This window comes from Candidatus Poribacteria bacterium, from assembly GCA_026706025.1.
In the GTDB taxonomy this organism is placed as follows: domain Bacteria; phylum Poribacteria; class WGA-4E; order WGA-4E; family WGA-3G; genus WGA-3G.
The window spans coordinates 1-16,736 of record JAPOZO010000032.1; the positions used below are offsets into that span (position 1 = coordinate 1).

Consider the following 16,736-nt stretch of genomic DNA (forward strand, 5'->3'; position numbering starts at 1 on the left):
AAAAATAGAGTGGAGACGGCTTTTTGTAAAGATATCCGGGGCCTTCTTGCGCAATACTAAATAAATCCGTCCGAGATCTTAAGGTATTCAGAGATTTTGTGGTAGCATCATGATATTTCTGCATACGCACAGGGTGTTCCTCAATATGGATCATCACGTTAATCAACATCAAAACGAAAAGCAATGCTGTCGCAAGTGCAAACCGGAGGCTATTAAGGTTGTCATACAGTTCGCGTTTTGTAATATGCCAAATCATTTTTAGTTGTCAGTTATCAGTACGGATTACTGCGTAATCCTTTCAGTTGTCAGTTACAGGTTTGTGGTATTCAATACACCTATGACTACCACGGGGTTTAACTGAAAACTGGGCTGAAAGCGAACGCAGTAAGCGTACTGACGACTCTCCTATACTTCGCTTCTTTGGAAAATCAGAAATATTATCAAAAAAAGAAAAAGGCTCATTATTAGTAGCAGGAGTAAATCCGGGAGGGCTCGCATCGCATTTATATCCACACCACTTCTCTGAAAAGAAAACTGAGGAAAATTTTCCCAATCCACCGATCCCTTGTCAGCAGAAAACCACCGTCGATCCCCGAACGCGTTTATATCGTAGAGATAGTCAACCACAGTCCTCCGGTACTTTCGCGTCGCCTCGTAAAAATCTCTGAGCCCAAATAGGTCTGTACCCGCCCACGCTTGCGTCGCAGCGTCATACATCCCGACAGGCGAGATCCTCAAAAAGATGCGATCAACTATCGCTGGCTGAACGAAAACAGATTCAAGTGCCTGTTTTCGCACAAGCCACGCACGTTCCGCAGTGTCGATGGTCTTTGGCACCGTGAAGCGGTAATAGTTCTGCACGTGCGGCACCTGTGCTTCAAATTTATCATCAAGTTTCTCTATGTTTGAACCAGCAACATAGGTGTATAGAAGTATTGATTGTATTTTATGCCATACCTCATAGTTGAAACCTGAACCACCTACCATACCAAAATGTGGATCTTCCCCTGGAATTGGATCATTAGCAAGGAACCCCTTACGTTCGCGGTCGAATTCCTCCCATATCTGTTCAATATGATTAAAAGCGGATCCCAAACGCTCTTGAGAAGGCTCCGCTGGGTTAATCGCGACAAGAATCACATTCGGATATACGAATACCAAAAATCCCCAGACAAACATCGCAAGCATTAGCGCAGTACCTGTTTTGCGGGTTATTACTGAAATCAACATGCCGATGAGGTAGAAAACCGAAAGATACGCAATTGAACTCAAGACAATTCCACCAATACGAAGAAAATCATCAACCTTTAGTGATACAATGGACGATGTCATTAGCAATATCATAACTAAGAGAAGACTTATCAAAAGCGGCACCAGCAAACATATCATTGCACTCATGTATTTCGCCAATAAGATTTTACCACGACTTACCGGATGCGTTAAGACAAGGCGCAACGTGCCGCGCTCACGTTCTCCCGCAAGTGCATCGTAGGCAAAAATAAGTGCCGTAAGGCTCAAAACCACCTCAAAGATAAAGGTAATATCAATCGATGAGAAGAGATTCAGAAACGGATTCGTTGATCCATACTTCTGACCATCCCATAGTGTGGGCACATAACTATAAAATACAAATACTTCGTTATTCAACCGCTTATCCAAGCCAACATTGAAAATACTCAACAGATTAGGTGGACGGACAACATCCCAACTTACCCCCGAATAGGTATCTCTTTCCTGCATTTGCTCGTGATTCGATTTAACAGCAGCACTGTAACTTGCTAACCGCCGATCATAATCCTTAATCAGCACAATGGTACTTGCAACAACAAGCAGCAGCATAATGAAAACAGCTGCTGCAAATCGGAGCGTCATTAGATTGTCAAGGAGTTCTCGACGGATGAGTATTGTTAGCATCGTATTCCTCTAAAGTTTCAACAACAGGACAACAGGTTAAGGTGCTTCCATCGCACCTGCCTCCAAGTATTTGAGTGGACTTTCGACGATGTAATCCCCTGAGTCTTCAAGGAACTGTTGAACCAGGAAGGTATGTCCGGCACCGATAATCAGTAGAATCCGGTCATCATCAGATTCGGTGATGCGCGTCAGGTTCACAAAGATTTTGAGGTTCCGCGCATACCAAATATGGGCAAGCCAATTGGCACCCGGATATTGGTCGCCAAGTCCAATACGGGCACTGTGTAAGTACGCTCGTTGGCTCGCGCGGATCCTTTCAGGCTGGTTGATGCGTATATACATATCGGTTATCGGCTCATATTTCTCAGATTCAATCCAGACCTTACCATCCTTATCTCGTGTAACTTTTCCTGGATCTGTCGGATGGGATCCAAACAAGTGTTGCTGATTATGCTTTTTCGCAAACGCATCACGGTCTATCAAATCACTATCAATACCACCTTTAAAGATTGGATCTTCTTTACTACTTCGGAAATGATCGACGCAGTATACCTTCAAATGCCCGAGTTGTTTTGCTAATCGATAACCGATCTGGTCCCCTTCATTACGTTTAAGTTCATAGGTTCCTTTCAGATAACCTTGATACACTGCATTGATTTCAGCATTCCGTGAAAAATCTATCTCAAGTGCTATCTTGGTAGGACTAAACGTTTTGAGTTGTTCGACCAACTGCTTGATTTCGCGTTGGCGTTTGGGTGCGAGCACATCATCCATTTTTGTATTGAACCCATCCATTCCAGGATTTGCCAAGTGCTTACTGCCGAGAATCATAATCGTCGGTTTTTTCATTATTTGCGGAACATCCTTTGTAGATTGGTTAGTCTGATCATCGTTTGCAGCTATGCCGACTGCAAATAACACAGCGGTGAGTAATGTCAGTAAATAGAATTTGTATTTCGCTGAGATTTTCATAGAACCTTCTCCTCCGAACTCACGTTAATATATAACCACACATTATATGCGTAATAGGCAGAACATATGTTGTCCTGCCTATGCGTTGTTTTATTTACTCTTGGAATTCTGGCGGGCGTACTTTAGATATTCCAGATTCTGTAGGTGCCGTTCAGCTTCTTCCAGTTGAGAATGGATCTCCTGTAAATCCCCAACAATTTGCTTTAAATCCAAATCCACCTGACGATAGATCTGTTGACCTCTATTTGGTTTATACCCGAACGTTTTCAGGCAATATGAGGTACCCAACCAGACACACGCGAGTGTAGTGATAGTTGTCGTCCCCGTAACTATTGCTACAATAGCAATAAACGCAGCAGTAAACTTAAAAATAAAGAAACATACCAGCACAAGAAAAATCAGTAGTAACACCAACATACCTGTTCTCCTCCGTTACTCACTCTCGCCTTTAGCGATTCTAATGAGTCGTTTCACTTCCTTTTTAAGAACAGTAATCTCTTGTTGAACGTCGTTCACCTGCTGCTGCAGTGCAGCTATCTCACGTTGGGACGCTCCTTTTGTCAATCCATCTCTTTTTTTTACATAGGAAATACCCATCCAGACGCATCCGAGCGTTATGACCATGATGCTTCCAGATATAATAGCAATAATCAGAACAGCTGATCCCATTTTCAGTGCCTCCAACTTTTGAATAAAATGTGGTCTTATTTTATTAGAGTCAACAAAACGCGAAAGGATAGTAAAAAATGGAAATCAAATTGCGCAGCGGCATGTATCTCGAAAATTATGGCAGAATATTAGAATGGCTTGGACATCAGAAAATTGGGGGGATTATATGCAGGCTGAGCATTTATAGTAAAACCTATAATTAATTGGGGACTCCCAAACAGTCTGAATACCTATAACAGGCATTCAGACTGGCACAAACTAACAGTTTTGCGGCGTACTTGAAGAAACACCCAAGCAAAAACCCCAGATGCGACGTGCATCATACTACAAAGATGTCCACCTATTTATGGGCTTCACTATAAACTTCATCAACCGCACCAAAGGAGGGAAGCAGGTTGCTTTTCTCGAAGCATCTATATATTTTTTATTCTACTGATAAGGATCATTTTTGATTGACAGGTGCTTTTGCGCTTCTGTGGAGCGTTGAAAAGATTGTTCCGATCCATCTTTTTGAAGCAGGCGAGCCACGTCATACCCTCTACGGAGCAATTCCATGAAAAGTGCGTCATCTGAAGCATCATTGACCGAACTTAACGTTTTCGTACTTACGTTAAGTTCAGAATGGATTGACATCGCTTCTGAGGCATCCCGGACGCTGGCGTAATTCACCCCTAAGTATCGCTGTGTCGTCACCACGCTCTTATGCCCTAACATCTCTTGCACGGCATAAATGTCATTCGTCTGTTCATAAAGCCGCTGCGCGTAAGACTTCCGTAGGGAATGCGTGCCCAGTTTTCCATTTAACCCCGCCGCTCCAAAGGCTTCCTTCAGTGCATTGTGCGCTGCTATTCTCGTCATAGGCTTTGAGCCTTGTCCATTCCGTGACGGAAACAACGGACGGATCGGATTGGCATCGCTATATATTTCTGTATGCCAAGCAATAAGATCTTCAATCGCCTGCCTGCCATCTATGTTCACAGGTACAGCTCTGGATACTTCACTGCCTTTCACGATACTCAGATCAAACAGTAAATCTTTAACAGGGCTGCCATTCTGCCACACATCGTCCACTTTCAAAGCAACCAACTCGCTAATCCGTCCGCCGACGGATACGCCTAACATAAACAAACACCGATTCCGAATGGCAAAGGTACCGCTAAAAGCCTCCGATACTTTCCGGATTTCGGTATTATCTAATGGTCTTGTACCTTTCATATAAGAAACTCCTTATTTTTATGCGTACATACACTTAATAAAACGAAATAAAAACTGTGTCGGTTTCTAAACACCATCCAGACGTGTGCTAAAGCAAAGTGGGTCTTCTCTGTGATGGTGTCGTGCAAAGTTCACATACTAACTGTTCCAAAATGCACGTAGCATCTGAATTGCTCGTCTTCAATTGCGCATCTGCATCTAAACTTTTTTCGAGGGCAGTGACTAACTCATCAACCGTAAAAGCGTTGAGCGTCTGAAATATTTTGTAAGCAACATAAGGGTTCTGCTTCAGAATATTATGCGTAGCGGTTTTAGGTAAGGCACTTCCCGCCTCTTCGGCAAGCGGCTGGAATATATTTGCTGTAAAATCACGAAATGGCATCCGGCTGTGGACGTTTCGGAGCTCCTTTCTTTCAGCGATGAGCTTCGCTTGGAGCGCAAACCGGAATTGACGGGCGATCGTTGAGTTGACTGGGATAGGTTCTTGGCCGCTTGCTAACACCTCATGAAGACTCTTCAACGCCTGCCCCATTGCGCGTTTCCCGATCGCATCAGTAAGATCAAAAATACTGTCATACGCATTCTGTGTCACCATGTTCCGGACATCCTGTTCGTCAATTTGGGTTTTGTCGCCAACAAAATTGACGATTTTGTTGATGGCTTCAGCAACAGTGTGCATATCGCCGCCGGTTCGAGTCCGTAGTAGAGAGAACGCTCGCGGTGTAATCTGCTTACCATATTCAGTAAATTTGTCGGAAACCTTTTTATAGAGCGGGTCTCGGTTCAACGACGGTCCAGCCTCGACAGGCTCGAAAGACCGATAACGCCCGACAGTTTCAATGGCTTTAACAACTCTGTTCCGCTCATTCACGGAACCTTGTACCGTAAATATCAGAACACTATTTTTCGGCAGATCGCCTTGAAGCCATTCAAGTAGTATGGCTATGTCATCGGTATCATCAACTTCTGTAGTGTATGTATCAAGTTGTTGGGCAATACCAGGCAAACGTTCCAGAAAACCGCGCTCTTCATCGGTGAGTTTCGTACCCACTTCATCAATGAGGGAATCAACGGCATTTGCGTAGTTAAAATTATTTTCGGCGATCTGTTGTGGACTCACATCTAAAAGGTTTGCCAATGTAGAGATAGATTTTTGTGGGTCTGTAATTTCAACTTTGAATGCATTTCGGATGATTGTTATCGGTGTCGTCCGTTGCTGAACCTTAAAGAAAGGCGCGTCTCGGACAACCACGACTCTCCAATCTGACATGACTGGATAGAGATCTGCTTGGCTCAAAATTTCTCGAATTGTTATATTAGTATCCTCTAAAAAAGTGAGATTAAAATCGCGCGTATCAGGTGTAAGCAAATGATCAAGCATCTGTTTGAGGGTTCCCTCAATAAGAAAACTTTCCTCACCACAGAGCAGATACACGGGTGAAACTTTATTCGCTTGGATTTCTCGGAGGATATTTGGCGGTGGATTTGCGGGTCTTTGCTTCATCAACATTTTCCTTTAGGTATAGTTTAGGAGGGGATTGGGTGTATATGCCAGTATGTTAGGTTTGATGTATTTTCGGATACCGACCTTTGATTTTCAATACCGTTCAACCCAACCTGCGGCACCCCTAACAAGTATAGTTTATAGTAAAGCCCATAATTATTTGGACACGCAGTTGCTCGTAGGGGCTGGGTGACCCAGCCCCTACTACGCGCGGGCGACGTTATCGTGGAGTGTCAACTTATTTTCGTGCTTTACTATAATAAACAACCCTACAGCACACAAACAGAGGTTTGTTGCGGTCACTTCTCTATAGGTCAAATGGTTTAGGATAGGGTTAGGGCAAACTGCCGCCAGATGGAATCGCTCAGGTAGCGTTATCGCTGGCAGACTCTTTTTGAGTCCCAGCGGTAGCAAACGCGGAGAAGCGTTTCTTGGTGTCCTGCGCACCACAACTGGGGCATTTCGGAAGTTTCTCGGTATTACCTATGCGCGCAAGCACTTCAAACTCAGTCTCACAGTCGTTGCAATGGTATTCAAAAATTGGCATCGTTTTCCTCTAAGCCGCCGCGGGCTTAATGATTATCTTTACCTTTGTTCCTTTAGGTGGAATTACATCGGTATTGACACGATACGTCCGGTCATCGGTACCGGTAGGCAAGGGATGATTGAAAAGAGAATCTGGATCGCGGTAGACGGCAATAATATTATGGAACAGTTGAGATGTCAACTGATTATTTTTTATCCGTCCACCTGTAAAGACCCATGGTGTTTTTTGCATCGGTTGATCTGTGAAAGCGTTCCATACCAATTCGCGCGCGCGTCGTGAAATTACTTCATCGCCTTGGTCCCATTGTACCCAGATTTCAACGGGTGCCCCTACTGGAATGCGTGGATCACCTTCAACCTCGAGATTCCTGCCGGGTTCCAACTCCAAAGCAGCAAGTACTGTAAGTATATGGACAGGCTCTGCATCAATAATCAAGATGCTCTCATGTGTTTTTCCGAGCTTACCGCAGGCAAAAAATTCAATATTGGCATCCCCACCGACGATGTTAATTTCACCTGGCAGTGTTACCTCACGTTTACTGATGTCCAAAACAACATTGCCGAGTCGATGAACGTTTTCACCAATTTTCTCAGGTTTCATCGACAGAACATCCGTCGCCGCGGTAGATTGTGGATAGACAGTAAGTGTTTCTGAAGCGGTATTGTCACTTTCATCCGTATCTGTGAGGTCTATGCGTGCGACAAGTTCTATCTCACCTTCAGTTTCAGGTGCCCAGTCCGCCGAAACGACAGTCTCCCCTAATTTAGGTGTCCAAAGCACCTCGGCTGTGGTAACCTTTTCGTCATTTACATAAAAATCTACGTTAAGAATCCCATCAAGAGGTGCTCCAGTATTACGGAGGGTCGCGCTGAGACGAACGGCTTCGCCGACGCGCGGAGAAGGCGGTGAAAACCGAAGGCTTCGCGGGACTATCCCGATATTCGGTTCCGTTGGCCCCGCGAGCGCATGACTCAAGGACATCACGGCAAAACAGGTCGATAGAAAATCGCTCTCAGATCCACGCCATCTCCCGTCAGGCTCTTGTTGTGCCACCAGCATCTGTGAAATCTCAGTGTACCAATCGTAGCCAGCAAAAGCGTCTACAGTGGGCGGGATGTCGCAGAACCGTTGCAACGAGAGTAGATAATAATAAAGCCATGAGTTAGAGCCTGGGTTCCGAGTCAAAGTCCAATGCTTTTTCACCCATGCCATGCCTTTTTGGACCTGTGGATCCCCAACAGGAACACCACACGCCCGAAGTGCCCATAGTCCAGTTGCGGTCATACTGCCGTAGACCCCGATCGCCCAAGGCGAACCGTCGTCAACTAAGTTATAGAGCCATCCGCCTGTCTCGGTTTGGTTTCGGCGAATCCACTGCTCGGCGCGTATCCATGTATCTCGTGGAATATCAAGACCCCACTGCTTCGCAGCATAGAGCGCGTAGATCACCATGTTCATGTGTGCCCCATCGGCAGTAAAACCGTAACCCCAACCCCCATCATCCCTCGGATCAGCAAACTCACTACCACTGACCGGGAGTTGCTTTTTGATTAATTGGTTCACAGCAAATTGGGTACGTTCTCTGTGCGCTTCGTCTTGGATTGCTACCAGGACTGGCACAATGACTGCATATTGGTAAACGGCGAATTCATTCCAATCCCGCGTCAATAGAAACTCTAAACCTTTCTTAACGGACGGGTGCGAAGGTGTGTGCCCCGTTGCGAGCAAGGTTTGCAATGCCAGTGCCGTCTCCTGTGTTTGATCTTCACCGAAATTCCATACAGCACCCGGAACGAAGTTTTCAGCCAACCCTTTCAGACTCGCCTGACAGGTAATGCAGATTAAGATGAGTTGGTTTTCAGTACCACATTGTAAACAGGTCCGGCTATGCTTTCCCTGCTGCGCCACTATCCAATCAACGCCTTTCGTTATGGCGTTCTGGATTTGTTCGGACGTGACAGAAGGGAACGTCCGCGACTGCGCCACAATCGCTGCCTGCGCAACGTTATTTTCCGCATCCGCTTCCGCAATATGTTTGGGACCTGAAGGGTTAACAACAGCGTAAATTTCCGTCTTGCCAGGGGACGGTTGCCACTGCGCTTTCACCGTGCCGGTTTCTTTAGGTTTTAGTTCTATGATCACATCCTTACAGACGATTTGGAGCGGTTGCGTCGCCGGATCTCCCTCGTAAAGCTCAACAACGAGATCCTCGTTCATCGTCGGGGTGCCATCGCCAATGTTCTTCACCTCAACCGAAATGGTAATCTCTTCACCTTCAACAGGTGTAGGATTGGAAAAGGTAATACTGTTAATATCAACACGGAAATCTGGTAGCTGGGCGAATCCACTCGTGGCACACAATCCAACAACAAAAATTCCGATTGCAAATTTTAACAGGAGGCTCTGGCAACTTATAGGCCGTGTCAAAATGCGATACTTAATCATAATACACCCCGAATTTATCCATCAGAAAAGTTGTAATCATACCCGCGAGTGGTCTCACAAGTAGACGAACGTAACGACGCAACCTGTGATGGTTCTGGATTAGTTCCCTTCCCAAAATCCGACCGAAACAGAGGAAGGTTGCGGAATAGGATTCGCGAAGAGTTTTGTTCCATTTGTAGAGAATTTACTGACTTCACCTGTGAATGTTGCGCCGAGCATGTCTGCGACCCAAATACCGTTATCTGAAGGTGAGAGACTTATCCCGACAACAGCCATACCTGCAGCAAATTCATTCATTTTTGTCCCATCTGCTGATAAGTTCAGCAGCATTGACTGCCCTGAAACTACCCATACACTACCATCCTTTGGGTTGACCCGCGGCGAAGTCGGACTCGGCATATCAAGCTTTACGAGTTGCTGACCGGTTGGTGAAATCCGAATGAGTGCGTTAAATTGGCTGTCAGCGACCCATGCGTTTCCCTCGTAGTCAACAGCTACACCCGCCTTTGGTTCTCGCATTGTCGGACCGGTTGCGATTTGATTGCCGTTTGCATCGTAACGATTGATGGGACCGCGTGCATCTGCTATCCATACACTGCCATCCTTTGGATTCACAGCGACATTGAATCGACCGGTTTCTACGTTCGGATTACCACCCTGTGGGATTACCTGCGCGAGAATCTGTTTTCCGTCACTTGACAACTTCGACACCCCGTTGAGCCATGCCACCCAGACGGTGCCGTCTGATGGATTCACAGCGATCATGTTTGGACGTTCAATCACGGGTGCTTGCGTAAATGATTCCTCCGGGGGTTGGGCATCCTGATCGTACCTGAAGACAGCATTTGATGCAGAAATAGCGATCCAAGCGACACCGTTGGTAGGATTCACTTCCGCAGCACTCGCTTGCGCCAGATTCGGAATGACCGTCGGATCGGCGTTGCCATTTGCATGCAATTTGTAAACTGTATCGCCACCACTTACAACCCAACATTCACCGTTATATTGCCCATAACTGGTAGCAACACACATCACAAAGAGCATCGCCACCCAAAACATTCTTTTCATAAGGTGCATCTCCTATTTTACCCTATATTTTTGTTTAACTTAAAGCTTATGGAATAGCGTCCATTTTTTAAATGTTAGCATATTTCTGTGTAATTTTCAAGGAATTTGTACATTCACACTCCGAGCTCTCCTCGCCGTTCATTAACCCGACGCTCATATCTCTTCGTACCACAACCCTTCTCATTTAAACCCTGCTTCCATCCTGTCTATGTCCAACACCTTTTGATTGATTCTCCTGTTGCTTAGATGTAGCAAATTCCGTGCCAATTTGAACAATACCATACTGACGCGGTTCTCTACAAAATACAGAGAATGCACTGCACAAAATGGGGCATTCTTTAGACTCGGTTGCACGAAATGGGGCGCACTTGATAACGAGTTTTCAACGTAGAAGCGCGAAGTTGTAAATTATAGATTTCCCTGTAAACTTTTTTGTCATGTTGAGCGTTTAGGTTTTCAGGGTGTCGAACTCACGTTGTAAAACTTAGGATTTTGACTTTTTCTAAAATTATGCACCCTTTTTAGTGTGAGATCGCGTCATTAACAGTTAAATGGAAGTTATCGGATTGGATTCAGTAATTTTTTTGAAACTTTTTTTCTTTTATGGTGTCTAATGCAAATGAGGATGTAAACTTACAGATTAAGGGAGAAGATCAGGAGGAAATCAGAATGAAACGTACACATTTCTATTGGCTTACTTTTCTGGTGGTACTTCTATTCGTTGGCATAAGTATGGTAAGCATGGCTGAAGATGCGGTTGTCTTGAAAATAGAGATTTCCGATGTTGTCAGTAACGCCGATGCGCGGCAGATTCGGCGATTGTTGGAACCGTGGGCAGATCCAAAGGACGTTACTTTCAGTACACCTGTTGACAAACATGGCAGAAAGCGGCATTTCACGACTGTCGTGGAAATCAAAGCGAGACAAGGTGTCACCAAGTACAGCGAAACACATACGTTTGATGTGTATAACATCATGCGGCAGCTTAACGATTCGCGCTTCCGGGGCCGCCATGGGCTCGGGGGTGCCCGTGTCCTTAAAACCGATGCGACTATCCGCGGCAACATGTTTGCACACCCCGGCTTCGCTCGGAGTTATATCCGAAACGTTCCGTCATGGCGACGCTGGCGGCCGGAGACCTCTAATATCATGCATGCGTTGACTACAGAAAACCAAGGACAGAATTTCGTTTTCGACGCGAACCCTGAGTTCGATCAGATGCGGACAGATGTTGGAACGACTGGTAAACCGGTTGAAGTACGAGGTACAGTCACCGGATTTGACGGTCCCTATCCAATTATATCGGTGCAGAAATACGATGTCGGCTATCACCTGAAGAACAACGCATCTGAAACGGGAGAGGAAGCCAAGGAAAAGCCGACTTACGACTATCTTGAAAATCGGTAACGATTCCCTTTATGCCTGATAGCCACCGGTATTAAATAAGACGACGCGTTCGGATGGATCAATCATTTCGTTGGCGGCGAGTTGTTTGAGTGCAGCGACGGTTGCTGCACCTTCGGGACATGTCAAGAGTCCTTCGGTGGTAGGCAGCAGTTGCATTGCCTCACGGATAGCATCGTCCGTGACGGCAATTGCGGCACCGTTGCTTTTACGAATCGCCTCTAAAATGAGGAAATCACCAATCGCTTGTGGTACGCGCAAACCGCTTGCAACGGTCTGTGCGTCCTGCCATGGTGTTGCTTCAGTCGCTCCTTCTTCCCACGCTTTCACAATCGGCGCGCAACCTGTGGATTGTACCGCGATAAAACGCGGTCTCTTTTCGCCGATCCACCCGATCGCCTCTAACTCTGCGAAACCTTTCCACATCCCGACAATACCCGTACCACCCCCAGTAGGGTAGATGATGACATCTGGGAGTTCCCAAGCAAACTGCTCCGCAAGTTCAAACCCCATCGTCTTTTTGCCTTCCACGCGGTACGGTTCTTTGAGCGTTGACACGTCAAACCATCCTTCATCGGTCTTCCGTTCCGCGACAATTCTGCCAGCATCGTTGATCAAGCCATCAATCAACGTGACATTTGCGCCCGCGAGTTGACACGTCTCTTTGTTGAAAGCGGGTGTATCCTGTGGCATAAAGATATGTGCAGTCATACCTGCGGCGGCGGCATAAACCGCGAGAGCTGTAGCGGCATTGCCTGCAGACGGGATCGCCAGTTGCGTCAATCCGAGGGATTTCGCCTTGGATACTGCCATTGCTAAGCCGCGCGCCTTGAAACTACCCGTGGGCAATCGCGACTCGTCTTTCACCCATACCTCCGTGAGACCAAACTTTGCCCCCAACCTTTTCGCGTGGATGAGCGGTGTCATTGTCTCGCCGAGCGTTACTATGTTCTTGGAGTCGGTTATAGGTAGGAGTTCTCTATAACGCCAGAGTGATGGAGGTCTTGACAGCAGGGCATTGTGGGTCCATGTCCGTGATAGTTGTTCAAGGGCGTAACGGGCAAGTAACGGTTTCCCGCAAGCCGTACAGACGTTCTGCGGTGCTGCGTGGGAATAGGTTTCACCACACTTGCTACATTCAAGGTGCTGGAGATAGTTTTGCATATTTTTACTTAACAGCGTAGAACGGAAGGCGGATTTTTTGTAACCCTATACGACTGAAACAAAAACGGCCACCGCAGAATTTTTTTTCTTTGACTGGGTGTCATTCCTGACAAATCCTTAACGAGCAAGATTATAGCCAAGCACGTGAGAACAACGAAACCGATAATTTTTAAAACTTCCATTTAGCATCTCCTTTTGAAAAATACCTGCCGACCGTTTTGCTTAGGCGTGTGCAAGCAATCTGAGAAGGATGGCTTTCATGCTATGGAGCCGGTTTTCGGACTGCTCAAAGATAATTGAACGTTCATCGTTGACGAGTTCGCCTGTGATTTCATATCCGTGATGCGCGGGAAGGCAGTGCATAATCTTGCCCGCGTATCCTTTCAGCAGCTCGGCGTTCAATTGATACGGCATCATCTTTTTTAACCGACGCTCCCGTTCTTCTGCGAAAGTAGGATCCGTGAAAAATTCCATGTCTACCCACGTATCGGTATAAACGATATCGCTTTCGGCGACAACGCTTTCCAGAGCACTACCGACATTGATACTTCGCGTATCCAGCACTTTATAAAGACCTTTCCGAGCGGCTGCATCCCACAATTCTTTATCAACAGCAGCGGGGTTCACCTCCGGCGCGACGACAGTCACCTCAATGCCGACCTTCATACCGGCGGCAATCAGCGAATTACAGACGTTGTTATGCACACCGATGAAACACAATTTGACCCCTTCCAGTCTACCGAGGTGTTCCTGTATCGTCATAAGATCGCCCAATGCTTGCGTCGGATGATATTTATCGCAACAGCCGTTAATGACCGGTACTGTTGCGGCAGTGGTGGCTTCAACGAATTCAGCGTGCTTCAAGAAGCGAGCCAAGATAATATCGACATAAGCAGAGAGGACGCGCATTTCATCGCCGAGGTCGGCTAATGCGAAGTTTGTCGTGCGCCAGTCGAGGTAGTGGGCGTGTCCACCGAGTTGTGTAATACCGATCTCGCCTGCACAGCGCGTGCGCGTGGAGGTTTTTTGGAAAAGCAGGCAGAGGCTCTTTCCACCTACAGCGTGTCTATATTTTTCGGGATATTTTTTTATATTTAGACTGTCTTCGACTGTCTCAAGAATATCTATTTCTGACCAAGGATTTAGTGTAATTAGGTGCATAATTACCTCCACAGTGAGTCTTTGAACACTCACACGCGGTTTCTTTTTGGTTGCAAATCAGGCAATTGTGTCATACAGTGGTAAATAAGAAAGCATAATTATACCTAACTTTTAAAGGAATGTCAAATGTTTTCTGCGTGCAGCGAATGGGTTTCACTGTCTGTTCCACGGAATTTCAACACCCAACTCATCCGCGAGCTGCTCAAGTGCTTGCAACGGTTCCTTGTGAAGTGGAATCCCGTTTTCAAGGCGTTCTTGCGTCAATTCCGACTCAATCTCGCCGGGTAAGGTAACGCGCGTAAAGCCGGCGCGTGGCATCGCTTGGCGTGTCATCCGAATTTGCCGATCAATTTCAGCCTGGAACTCTGAAACAGTGGTGAAACTGGCGATGTTAATTGCAAAGAAAAAGTGCGACGATACGCGCTTTTCCAGCGGCGCGTCTCCGGGCTGAAACCGTTTGTTAATGCCCATCAATCCACCGCTCAACGGACCGCACAAAACATCCATAACGATTGCGAGCGCAGAACCTTTCGGACCTGCAGCAGGTAAGATAACCGCGACTTGCCCCGGATCATCGGTTTCGTTACCGTCCGCGTCGAGTGCCCATCCCAACGGGATTTTCTCTTGGTATAACCTCGCAGTACCGATCCGCCCAGCGGCAGCAGCACCGCACGCCATATCTAACACAATCGGCGGTTCTTCACCAGCAGGGATAGCATAAGAAAACGCATTATTGCCGATCGAGACGCTCCTCGCACCGAAGACGGCGGTATTCACACCGAGTCCGTTGGTCGTCGCGAAACCGATCATATCGTGCGGAAGGGCGCGCATGGCGTGGCTTGAGGCAGCTCCGAAGTGGTTGCTATTCCGAACAATCGCCACACCCATCGAGGCGGACTTCGCCTTTTCGATAGCGATATTCATTGCCCGAATACTCACGAGATGCCCCAACCCGCGGTCGCCATCCAATAGAACAGAGGCAGGGTTATCCGCAAGCGTCTGGAGTTGTGGATTGGGATTAATGTTCCCGCTGATGATACCCCGGACATAACCGGGCACGCCGCGTGTCGCGTGTGAGTGAACGCCACGTAAGTCCATAAGGACCTGCATTTCCGCAATGGTATCCGCATCGGATTGCGCAACGCCAACTTTCTGGTAAAGCGCGCTACAGACGCTCTGCAACGCTGTTGCGTTCACAATTCGTTCTTGTTCGTGTCGATTCATGGTTATAGCCTCCTATCACGATTTTAGTGCTATCATCTTAGCAAACCCGTTTTAAAAAAGCAAATTTCAGAGGCATTTACAAAGCACTATAGAAACTGAGGGCGGGCAGGATTAATTTGAAGTTCTCGCTTTTGTCATCAATCTTCTGGGCACGCTGCTGCGCCGCAAGGACGGTATCAATAATCCAAGTTGCTACCTTTTGTTGTTTTGGGTAATAACACTATAAAGGATATCCCATGGATTTACAAGTAGCAATTTGGGTTATGATAATCTAATTCTTTGCGTTGTTTTCTATATTTTTTAAAATGACATTGAATTTTGTAAAATAATATGAAATAATATATTATTATGGAACACAGATTCCTAAAGATTGGTATAGTAAAATGGGTGCAGTTTATTCAAACGCACGTAACTTAACACGAAACTCACGTAAAAGTGAGATTCATTTCTCTTAGGAGATTGAACAGCATGAAAATGATGATGGTATTCGCAGGATTTGTGTTGATGATAGCCTATTGTGTTATCGGAAACCCGATCAATATGGCAGAGGCGGAGGAAGTCTTGGGAACAGGAACGGAATCCCTGTTAGGAGGAGACCTAACCGACCCCGAAGACGATGGTGACCCTGAAGCAGATGAGGGTTACAACGCCACTTTCACAGCCAACGAGGAACCCGGATTCGCGGGCGGTGAATTCTCGTTTAACGTTTTCGATAACATCCTTGGCCCCGGCAATGACAAATGGTGCTGCGGACGTGGGGGCGGCATTCCAGAGGAAGGTCTACACATAACCGCTGAGTTTGAGGAGCCGTACGGATTGACCCACTTCACGGTATCTTCAGCGAACGATGTCCCTGCAAGGGATCCTACAGTGTGGGAAGTTCAGGGGTCGAACGATGGCGAGGATTTCACGACGATCTATTCTCACGACGGGGATAGCTTTTGGACTGAGCGGCTGCAAGTCGTTCTTTTTGAGGCAGGTGAAGATTTCGACGTTCAAGAAGTCGGGTATCGTTTTTTTCGGCATGTCACTTTTGACACCGCATCGAACCCGGCTGGTGCGTACTTTCAAATTGGCGAAATTGAGTACTTCGGCGATGCTAATCTTACCGCTGTAGACCCTAAAGCCAAGCTCACGACCACATGGGGACACCTCAAAAACGCCCGATAAGCACAAATACTGGACATTTTCTAAACCGGAAACCTGAATCGAGTAATAACTGGGTTTGGGTTTCCGTTTTCCATATCCGCACAAATGTCCAAAACCCTTCCCTAATTGCGATGTTCTGCTGGTCGGCTCTTTATTTGGGTCGGAAGATCGCGAGCGACAAGAAATACGCAGAAATACGCAGAAATACGCAGAAACACCCTATCAAATACCCCTATCAAACATCCCAAGCAAAAACACTCGTTCCTACAAAGATATATCCCGATTTTTTCAACATCGCGA

General features: G+C 46.6%; 15 protein-coding genes. 2 read left to right on the forward strand and 13 right to left on the reverse strand.

Features of this window, described 5'->3' with window-relative positions; translation table 11 throughout:
* From OXH00_07205 to OXH00_07250, 10 genes are all read right to left on the reverse strand, one after another.
* Window positions 1–256: hypothetical protein (locus OXH00_07205; GenBank protein MCY3740789.1), on the reverse strand; the 256-nt coding region annotated here is incomplete at its 3' end.
* A 149-nt stretch (window positions 257–405) separates the two neighbouring features.
* A complete protein-coding gene (locus tag OXH00_07210; GenBank protein ID MCY3740790.1) occupies window positions 406–1,914 on the reverse strand; it encodes an ABC transporter permease subunit in 1,509 nt (502 codons plus the stop codon).
* Window positions 1,915–1,950: 36 nt separating this feature from the next.
* Window positions 1,951–2,886, reverse strand: a complete 936-nt coding sequence (locus tag OXH00_07215) for a DUF5694 domain-containing protein (GenBank protein MCY3740791.1) — start codon at window positions 2,884–2,886, stop codon at window positions 1,951–1,953.
* A gap of 90 nt (window positions 2,887–2,976) precedes the next feature.
* Complete coding sequence (locus OXH00_07220; protein ID MCY3740792.1) at window positions 2,977–3,303, reverse strand: hypothetical protein; 327 nt, start codon at window positions 3,301–3,303, stop codon at window positions 2,977–2,979.
* A 15-nt stretch (window positions 3,304–3,318) separates the two neighbouring features.
* Window positions 3,319–3,555, reverse strand: a complete 237-nt coding sequence (locus OXH00_07225) for a hypothetical protein (protein MCY3740793.1) — start codon at window positions 3,553–3,555, stop codon at window positions 3,319–3,321.
* Window positions 3,556–3,984: 429 nt separating this feature from the next.
* The gene (locus OXH00_07230) at window positions 3,985–4,770 is read right to left on the reverse strand and encodes a site-specific integrase (GenBank protein MCY3740794.1); all 786 of its coding nucleotides are present in this window, start codon (window positions 4,768–4,770) and stop codon (window positions 3,985–3,987) included.
* 88 nt (window positions 4,771–4,858) lie between these two features.
* Window positions 4,859–6,274 (reverse strand): DNA polymerase III subunit delta, encoded by a 1,416-nt coding sequence (gene holA, locus OXH00_07235; protein MCY3740795.1) that lies wholly within the window; start codon window positions 6,272–6,274, stop codon window positions 4,859–4,861.
* 364 nt (window positions 6,275–6,638) lie between these two features.
* Complete coding sequence (locus tag OXH00_07240; protein MCY3740796.1) at window positions 6,639–6,821, reverse strand: zinc ribbon domain-containing protein; 183 nt, start codon at window positions 6,819–6,821, stop codon at window positions 6,639–6,641.
* A 9-nt stretch (window positions 6,822–6,830) separates the two neighbouring features.
* A complete protein-coding gene (locus OXH00_07245) occupies window positions 6,831–9,266 on the reverse strand; it encodes a YdjY domain-containing protein (GenBank protein MCY3740797.1) in 2,436 nt (811 codons plus the stop codon).
* Window positions 9,267–9,365: 99 nt separating this feature from the next.
* Window positions 9,366–10,334 (reverse strand): hypothetical protein, encoded by a 969-nt coding sequence (locus OXH00_07250; GenBank protein MCY3740798.1) that lies wholly within the window; start codon window positions 10,332–10,334, stop codon window positions 9,366–9,368.
* 669 nt (window positions 10,335–11,003) lie between these two features.
* Here OXH00_07250 and OXH00_07255 point away from each other — a divergent pair.
* Window positions 11,004–11,741, forward strand: coding sequence for a hypothetical protein (locus OXH00_07255; GenBank protein MCY3740799.1), 738 nt, complete (start codon window positions 11,004–11,006; stop codon window positions 11,739–11,741).
* 9 nt (window positions 11,742–11,750) lie between these two features.
* On the opposite strand, the gene OXH00_07260 is transcribed toward OXH00_07255, so the two are convergent.
* The 3 genes from OXH00_07260 to OXH00_07270 all read right to left on the reverse strand — a co-directional run bounded on the left by OXH00_07260 (window position 11,751) and on the right by OXH00_07270 (window position 15,287).
* Window positions 11,751–12,902: a threonine synthase gene (locus OXH00_07260; GenBank protein ID MCY3740800.1), complete on the reverse strand. Its 1,152-nt coding sequence runs from the start codon at window positions 12,900–12,902 to the stop codon at window positions 11,751–11,753.
* Between the two features lie 222 nt (window positions 12,903–13,124).
* Window positions 13,125–14,063: an ornithine carbamoyltransferase gene (locus tag OXH00_07265; protein MCY3740801.1), complete on the reverse strand. Its 939-nt coding sequence runs from the start codon at window positions 14,061–14,063 to the stop codon at window positions 13,125–13,127.
* 153 nt (window positions 14,064–14,216) lie between these two features.
* Window positions 14,217–15,287, reverse strand: a complete 1,071-nt coding sequence (locus OXH00_07270) for an Ldh family oxidoreductase (protein MCY3740802.1) — start codon at window positions 15,285–15,287, stop codon at window positions 14,217–14,219.
* 468 nt (window positions 15,288–15,755) lie between these two features.
* Here OXH00_07270 and OXH00_07275 point away from each other — a divergent pair, with 468 nt between their 5' ends.
* A complete protein-coding gene (locus tag OXH00_07275; protein ID MCY3740803.1) occupies window positions 15,756–16,457 on the forward strand; it encodes a PEP-CTERM sorting domain-containing protein in 702 nt (233 codons plus the stop codon).
* The last annotated feature ends 279 nt before the right edge of the window (window positions 16,458–16,736 follow it).

Excerpts from the sequence above, each read along its gene's own strand:
- OXH00_07210 (MCY3740790.1), bottom strand. The coding sequence starts at position 1,914 with ATGCTAACAATACTCATCCGTCGAGAACTCCTTGACAATCTAATGACG.
- OXH00_07215 (MCY3740791.1), bottom strand. The coding sequence starts at position 2,886 with ATGAAAATCTCAGCGAAATACAAATTCTATTTACTGACATTACTCACC.
- OXH00_07220 (MCY3740792.1), bottom strand. The coding sequence starts at position 3,303 with ATGTTGGTGTTACTACTGATTTTTCTTGTGCTGGTATGTTTCTTTATT.
- OXH00_07225 (MCY3740793.1), bottom strand. The coding sequence starts at position 3,555 with ATGGGATCAGCTGTTCTGATTATTGCTATTATATCTGGAAGCATCATG.
- OXH00_07230 (MCY3740794.1), bottom strand. The coding sequence starts at position 4,770 with ATGAAAGGTACAAGACCATTAGATAATACCGAAATCCGGAAAGTATCG.
- holA (MCY3740795.1), bottom strand. The coding sequence starts at position 6,274 with ATGAAGCAAAGACCCGCAAATCCACCGCCAAATATCCTCCGAGAAATC.
- OXH00_07240 (MCY3740796.1), bottom strand. The coding sequence starts at position 6,821 with ATGCCAATTTTTGAATACCATTGCAACGACTGTGAGACTGAGTTTGAA.
- OXH00_07245 (MCY3740797.1), bottom strand. The coding sequence starts at position 9,266 with ATGATTAAGTATCGCATTTTGACACGGCCTATAAGTTGCCAGAGCCTC.
- OXH00_07250 (MCY3740798.1), bottom strand. The coding sequence starts at position 10,334 with ATGAAAAGAATGTTTTGGGTGGCGATGCTCTTTGTGATGTGTGTTGCT.
- OXH00_07255 (MCY3740799.1), top strand. The coding sequence starts at position 11,004 with ATGAAACGTACACATTTCTATTGGCTTACTTTTCTGGTGGTACTTCTA.
- OXH00_07260 (MCY3740800.1), bottom strand. The coding sequence starts at position 12,902 with ATGCAAAACTATCTCCAGCACCTTGAATGTAGCAAGTGTGGTGAAACC.
- OXH00_07265 (MCY3740801.1), bottom strand. The coding sequence starts at position 14,063 with ATGCACCTAATTACACTAAATCCTTGGTCAGAAATAGATATTCTTGAG.
- OXH00_07270 (MCY3740802.1), bottom strand. The coding sequence starts at position 15,287 with ATGAATCGACACGAACAAGAACGAATTGTGAACGCAACAGCGTTGCAG.
- OXH00_07275 (MCY3740803.1), top strand. The coding sequence starts at position 15,756 with ATGAAAATGATGATGGTATTCGCAGGATTTGTGTTGATGATAGCCTAT.